Source organism: Candidatus Woesearchaeota archaeon (assembly GCA_016180285.1).
Taxonomy (GTDB): Archaea; Nanobdellota; Nanobdellia; order Woesearchaeales; family JACPBO01; genus JACPBO01.
Map to the genome: position 1 here is coordinate 1 of JACPBO010000045.1, position 5,562 is coordinate 5,562.

Sequence of the window (5,562 nt, forward strand, 5' to 3'; positions counted from 1 at the left end):
GCGTTTTAGTTCTGGTAGAATCTGGCTTATTGCCTCTTTCTTTTCATCAACATATTCAAATAATTTCTCAGGTTTTGCAGCCTGAAAATAGCGTTTATAATCCTTAACAACAGAGCTGACTAAACCGAGCTGCTGTAATTTTTCTAAGCTGTCATACACCCTTGAACGGTGCATTCCAGACTCCTTTATTATCTGCTGCGCTGTTGCTGAGCCTAATTTCAATAAAGCCAGATACACTTCAGACTGATTTCTTGTCAGGCCAATCTTCTCTAAAACCTTTGTGTCCATGATCCTTGCTAATGCCCCTTTATTTTTAAATCTTTCTATAGTAATCCTAAAAAGGAGGACTATGATTTATTAACAGTGTGGTAACTTCTTTGAAGTGGTTAAGTATATGATGGACAAGGAGAAAAAATGAAAAATTTGGAAAAATCGTTTGATTTAAAAAAGTATATAGATGTATCTGCAGTAGACCTGCAAGAAATAAAAAAACTTGATAAAAAATTAAAAGGATTAGATGAGGTCACATTCGAAATTGAAAAATTACCAAAGAAACACTTAAAATACCAAAAAGCCACATATCTTTATCCTAGATTATCTACAGAATTTCTAAGTTTGGTCAATAATGAAAAGTTTAGAGGAAAAATAATCTCTGTTCCAAGATTCGGTGTTTATCAATTAAACGACCCAACTATGGAAATAGAATTCGGAATAAATGAGTATTGTGCTAGATTCACAATACACAATGAGTACGATGACGATTTAAATAAACATATACCAGACATTCTTGAATATCCGATTTTAAGGAGTTTAATAAACGAATTTTCAAAGAAAGAATTTTCATGTGGGGCTGAAATGGAAGAGATTTTGAAAGAATCACGTGTGCCAAAAAAGGTTTTTATTAAGTATCAAAAGGTGGGCAACTTTAAAATAAAGAGCACCTTTAATACAATTATCCCAACAGAAATTAAAAAAAGAATCAAACAAGCAAGCAACTTATTTGGAATTGATAAATTGTTTATTATTGCTGAAATAAAACCAGAAGGAAAAAATATTGAGAGAATTGTCAGTACAGATCCGCTTGTTGTTGGTGTTATGGACGATGCGGAAGAACAAGAAGATTGTTTTTATGTTGCTAAGTTTGATCCAACACCTTTAGAAAAATACGCAAGAGCAGAATTCATCGAAGTATATACTGATATGTACTAAGATGCATAGTTTACTCTGAGAATGAAAAAAATGTTCAACCTAAAAAACACAATCTTAACTGGAATCTCAACTTTAGCAACAGCTCTTTTTAGCCAAGCTTATGCAGATGGCATCCTTAGGGGAGTGCCTTATCCTCTTCCATTCAAATATCAAATAGAGGAAAGAATAGTCTATTCTGAGAATGAAAAGGGAGTTAAAACAGCAACAGATACAATTTTCCTGAAATACAGAAATGAGGATATATTACTCTCTATCGGCGTGCCTTATAAGTATGTTGAACAGCAGAGCAGCTCAGATGGCTTTGGAGATGCTTCTGCGCTTCTCGGCTTAATACGTAAAATTGAAGTTGGCAAAGACAACATTCATCTGCTGCCTTACTGCAGCTTGACATTTCCAACAGCCGAAACAAAAGGAATTGCATTAGGAAATGAAAGAACAGATGAAAAGCTCGGCATAGCAGCAACATATTTGACTGAAGACAAGAGAAGGGAAATTGATTTTGTTTTAGAGCGTATTTTCACAGGAGAAAACAGGGAAAATATTAATTTATCGGATGAAACATATTCTGGCATTTTGGCAGGCGGAGAGATTTTACCGCAAATAAGAGTTGCGGCAGGATTTACAAATTTAAGAAAAGATAACGGAGATTATTTGTCAAATTTAAGAACTTTCCTCAGACTGACATCAAAGGATAAAAAATACCGGTTAGAATTTTTTGTAGACAAAAGCATTGATAACAAGGGCATTCCAAAGGGCTATAGCACTGGAATTATTACCGGGTGTAATTTTTAAAAAAACAAAAGGTTTACTGAGTATTATGAAATCCCAACATTATGGCAACAACAATCCCCAACGGATATACGAAGCAATTGGTAATTGAAATCCATCCAAATAAAGGATTTGCTGCATTGCTTATGCCGTATGATCTAATCCGTATTGTAGACATAGAAGGTCAGCAAGTATCTGATCTTGTTGCATTTAATGCCGGGGATGTGGCAGAAAGGCTAAGCGGACCGCAAACAACAAAGTTAAATGCGCGATTAAATCTGATCCCTCAAAATATATTATATTCCGATAGATGCAATCCTATGCTAAAAATAACTTATATGTCAAATCCGGGCGTCCACTGCAATTTTATTTATTCTCCATGCGGGCCTGAGGATAATGCGATTAGATTTCCACACTCATATGCCGGTCCAACCTGTCTGGAGAACCTGGAAGATGCTTTATCTCCATGGCGCATTCATAGGAAAGAATTGTTGGAGCCCTTTAGTATAGGCCTTAATCTTAAAATAACTGGTGATGGAACAATAGAAACTGTTGAACCAGTATCTGAAGCAGGGGATTATATTGAAATGGAAGCAACAATATCTCTTGTTGCTGGGATTTCCGCTTGCCCGCAAGATAGAAACCCATGCAATGGCGGAAGACCAACCCCAATAAGGTTTGAACAGTATAGAAGAATGTAAATTCCTACGAACTAACCGAGCCGATCTAATATGTCATTCTAATGGCTTTTAGCTTGTTAGTTATACCTTCTAAAGCGATGTATTTTTTGCAATGCTTTATTTAACAAGATAAAACGAAAGGTTTTTATAGGATAATGATCTTGATCCGAAAATGAAAAGCTTCAGCACAAAGAACTGGACAATAGGAATATTGATTGGGGCGTGGATTGCTTCCTTTGTTGTAGGCGGTTTGCACGGAGCAGGGCTGCTTAGTGAGCCAGCAAATCCAATAATCCATACATTTCAGGATTGGATTCTGGTTATAATTCCTTTGCTGCCGATTTCGTACGCAGTGGCAAGGCTGCTGCCAGGCAAATAAGCTGTTTTGGACTGCAATAATCCTGCTGTTTAAGGTGCAATAGCGCTCAGTTTCTTGTTTATTTCTTCGATATGAATGCAGCCAAGATCCAACGCCTTTTTGTAGAATTCTCCTGCTTCTTTGTATTTTTTTAATTCAAAATATACCTGCCCCAGATTGAAATAAGCATCGCTGTTCTTGCTGTCGAGTTCAATGATCTTCTCGTAGCATGAAACTGCATCATCGTATTTTTTCAGATTAACATATATTTCACCGAGAATTATGTAGGATCTTATGTATTTTTTATCGGATTCTATCGCTTTTTTTAAGTTCATTAAGGCTTCTTCAATGCCGCTTAAAAATTTAAAATTTATCAGCGCAATATCGCAGTATGCCTTTGCATCATTCGGGTTTTTTTCAATCCTTTTTCTAGAATATTCAAGATATTTTAATTGCTTTTCTTTCAGCGTTTCATCAAATCCGCCAAAATGGTGTATTGGAATGTCTATGCTCGATATTCTGCCATTGTCTTTTATGATGGAATTTTCTATAATCTCATGGACTGCCCCCTCATAGCGGTATTTCTTGCTGTTCCTGAACAATCTTGCAAGCTCTATCGGCAGATATCCTGAATAGCCTTCTCTTTTTTCGCTTAACCTTACCCAGCCAGCATCATTTTCATTATTGGAATAATTAAACAATGCAAGCCTGAAGGCATCGAAATTTTCAAATTCAATGATTTTTTTTATGTTGATCAGGTCTTTCCTGTCAATGACTTCATCAGCATCCAGTGTAAGTATCCAGTCTGATGATGCATTCTGCAGATAAACATTCCTTGCTTCGCTGAAATCATTTTTCCATTCATGCCTTATTATTTTTGCGCCAAAACTTTCTGCGATCTCAATTGTTTTATCTTCTGAGCCTGTATCGACAACAATTATCTCGTCGGCAATGTCTTTGATGCTGTCAAGGCATCTTTTAAGGGCATTTTCTTCATTTTTTACGATCATGCAGACGCTTAAAGCTGGAGTTGTGAGCAATTTTATGAATTTTCCAAGAAAAACATCGTTCGTTATCCATCTTCTCGATAATTCAAATGGCGACAGAAATTTATTGTTCAGCGTGCTTCTTGTCGTAATGGCTGTTTTATAGCCTGCTTCTTTTAATTTTTTTATAATATCTTCATTAAAAACTCCGTAAGGGTATGAAAAATCCTTTACTTCTTTGTTTATTTTTTCTTCAATAAGCTTTTTTGAATTGTTTATTTCATCATTTAATCTGTTTTCATCCAATTTTGTCAGGTCAACATGGGTCTTTCCATGGCAGCCGATAATAAATCCTTTTTCAGACAGCTCTTTAATATCGCTCCAGCTCATAACTCCAGAATATGCTTCATGTTTGGGGATATTTTTTCCATCTGCCCAATCTGATGTGATGTAGAAAACTGCATTAAACTTGTTTTCTTCAAACAAAGGAGCAGCATATTTCAGAATGCAGTCCCTTCCATCATCAAATGTCAGCATAATTGGCTTTTCAGGAAGATTTTTGCTGTTTACAAGGAATTCATAAAGATCATCAGGCGTTATTGCCTGAAATCCGTTTTTGGCAAGGTAATTGATCTGCTCCCTGAACATTGATGGGGAGATTGTCCACTTGTTCTTTATAAAAGGCGCTATTTCGTGGTACGTCAATACGGGAATGTCCTTTCTTTTCATTGTCCTTCGATCTCTTCAGCCCTTCCCTTGCTTATCAGAAGGTCTGCAATTTCCAAGGGAAGGTTTGCAATGTTCTCCTCTTCAAAAGGGCCGTAAACTTCAAGCTCTTTTCCGACAAACTTCGGCACAGCGCTGAGGAACCTTATTGTTTTTGTTTCTTTGGCCTGAGTTTCCTTTTTTTCAGGCTCTGTTTCTTTGGCCTGTTCAAATGATGGCAGTTTTTCAGTAAGAATGCTGAAAAGCACTTTATCCCTGAAATTGTCAAAGACAAGCAATAATTGATCGAAAAGCATTTTCTCTTCATTCAAAAATGCTGAAGCGTCTATCAAACTGGATTTAATCCTTGATTTGGCCAATGCCATGCTTATTATCTTCTTTTCCCTTCTTTCATAAAGCTCTCTCAGAATCTTGCTTAAGTTTGCAAGCTGCTTTGTTGTTTTTTCCTTTTCCTCTTCAGCAAACAGCTCGCTTTCTGCTTTAAGCATAATCTGCCTTTTATCCTTCAGATAATTCACAACATCTCCGAAGAAAGAATCATCCAGCTTCTGCAAGTCCTCCCTTTCCTTTTCCCTTCTGAGAAGATCGAACAGAGTTTCAAGAGTTATAACGACTTCCTTATCAGTTTCCATTTTCCCCCAAGACATCTAATTATCCACTAATATATAAAGATTTATTTTTTGTAGATTGAATTTTTCAAATGAAGTATTTTTAAAATCCCACCACTACTAATGGCTGTCGCATTTTTCCTGCGGAAAAATGCTCGTTCGTCATACCACAACCGTATACTGCGTATACGAACGTGGTATGCCTCACCAGCCTTAGTGGTGGGATT

General features: G+C 36.4%; 7 protein-coding genes. 4 read left to right on the forward strand and 3 right to left on the reverse strand.

Features of this window, described 5'->3' with window-relative positions; genetic code table 11:
- Window positions 1-288 (reverse strand): helix-turn-helix domain-containing protein (locus tag HYU07_07570; protein ID MBI2130057.1); only part of this gene is annotated, 288 nt, incomplete at its 3' end.
- Window positions 289-414: 126 nt separating this feature from the next.
- Here HYU07_07570 and HYU07_07575 point away from each other — a divergent pair.
- The 4 genes from HYU07_07575 (at window position 415) to HYU07_07590 (ending at window position 3,036) form a co-directional block, all read left to right on the forward strand.
- The gene (locus HYU07_07575) at window positions 415-1,209 is read left to right on the forward strand and encodes a hypothetical protein (protein ID MBI2130058.1); all 795 of its coding nucleotides are present in this window, start codon (window positions 415-417) and stop codon (window positions 1,207-1,209) included.
- A gap of 21 nt (window positions 1,210-1,230) precedes the next feature.
- A complete protein-coding gene (locus HYU07_07580; GenBank protein MBI2130059.1) occupies window positions 1,231-2,001 on the forward strand; it encodes a hypothetical protein in 771 nt (256 codons plus the stop codon).
- Window positions 2,002-2,042: 41 nt separating this feature from the next.
- Entirely contained in the window at window positions 2,043-2,678 is a 636-nt protein-coding gene (locus tag HYU07_07585) for an urea carboxylase-associated family protein (protein MBI2130060.1), read from the forward strand.
- Between the two features lie 151 nt (window positions 2,679-2,829).
- Window positions 2,830-3,036 carry a hypothetical protein gene (locus HYU07_07590; protein MBI2130061.1) on the forward strand — a complete coding sequence of 69 codons (207 nt, stop codon included), beginning with the start codon at window positions 2,830-2,832 and terminating at the stop codon, window positions 3,034-3,036.
- A gap of 29 nt (window positions 3,037-3,065) precedes the next feature.
- Here HYU07_07590 and HYU07_07595 read toward each other — a convergent pair whose 3' ends face one another.
- Window positions 3,066-4,730 (reverse strand): polysaccharide deacetylase family protein, encoded by a 1,665-nt coding sequence (locus HYU07_07595; protein MBI2130062.1) that lies wholly within the window; start codon window positions 4,728-4,730, stop codon window positions 3,066-3,068.
- Window positions 4,727-5,359 (reverse strand): hypothetical protein, encoded by a 633-nt coding sequence (locus tag HYU07_07600; GenBank protein ID MBI2130063.1) that lies wholly within the window; start codon window positions 5,357-5,359, stop codon window positions 4,727-4,729. The genes HYU07_07595 and HYU07_07600 overlap by 4 nt, the downstream gene beginning before the upstream one ends.
- Window positions 5,360-5,562 lie beyond the last annotated feature (203 nt).

Bases quoted from the DNA above. Each gene is read 5' to 3' on its own strand.
- HYU07_07575 (MBI2130058.1), top strand. From the start codon at position 415: ATGAAAAATTTGGAAAAATCGTTTGATTTAAAAAAGTATATAGATGTA.
- HYU07_07590 (MBI2130061.1), top strand. From the start codon at position 2,830: ATGAAAAGCTTCAGCACAAAGAACTGGACAATAGGAATATTGATTGGG.
- HYU07_07580 (MBI2130059.1), top strand. From the start codon at position 1,231: ATGAAAAAAATGTTCAACCTAAAAAACACAATCTTAACTGGAATCTCA.
- HYU07_07600 (MBI2130063.1), bottom strand. From the start codon at position 5,359: ATGGAAACTGATAAGGAAGTCGTTATAACTCTTGAAACTCTGTTCGAT.
- HYU07_07595 (MBI2130062.1), bottom strand. From the start codon at position 4,730: ATGAAAAGAAAGGACATTCCCGTATTGACGTACCACGAAATAGCGCCT.
- HYU07_07585 (MBI2130060.1), top strand. From the start codon at position 2,043: ATGGCAACAACAATCCCCAACGGATATACGAAGCAATTGGTAATTGAA.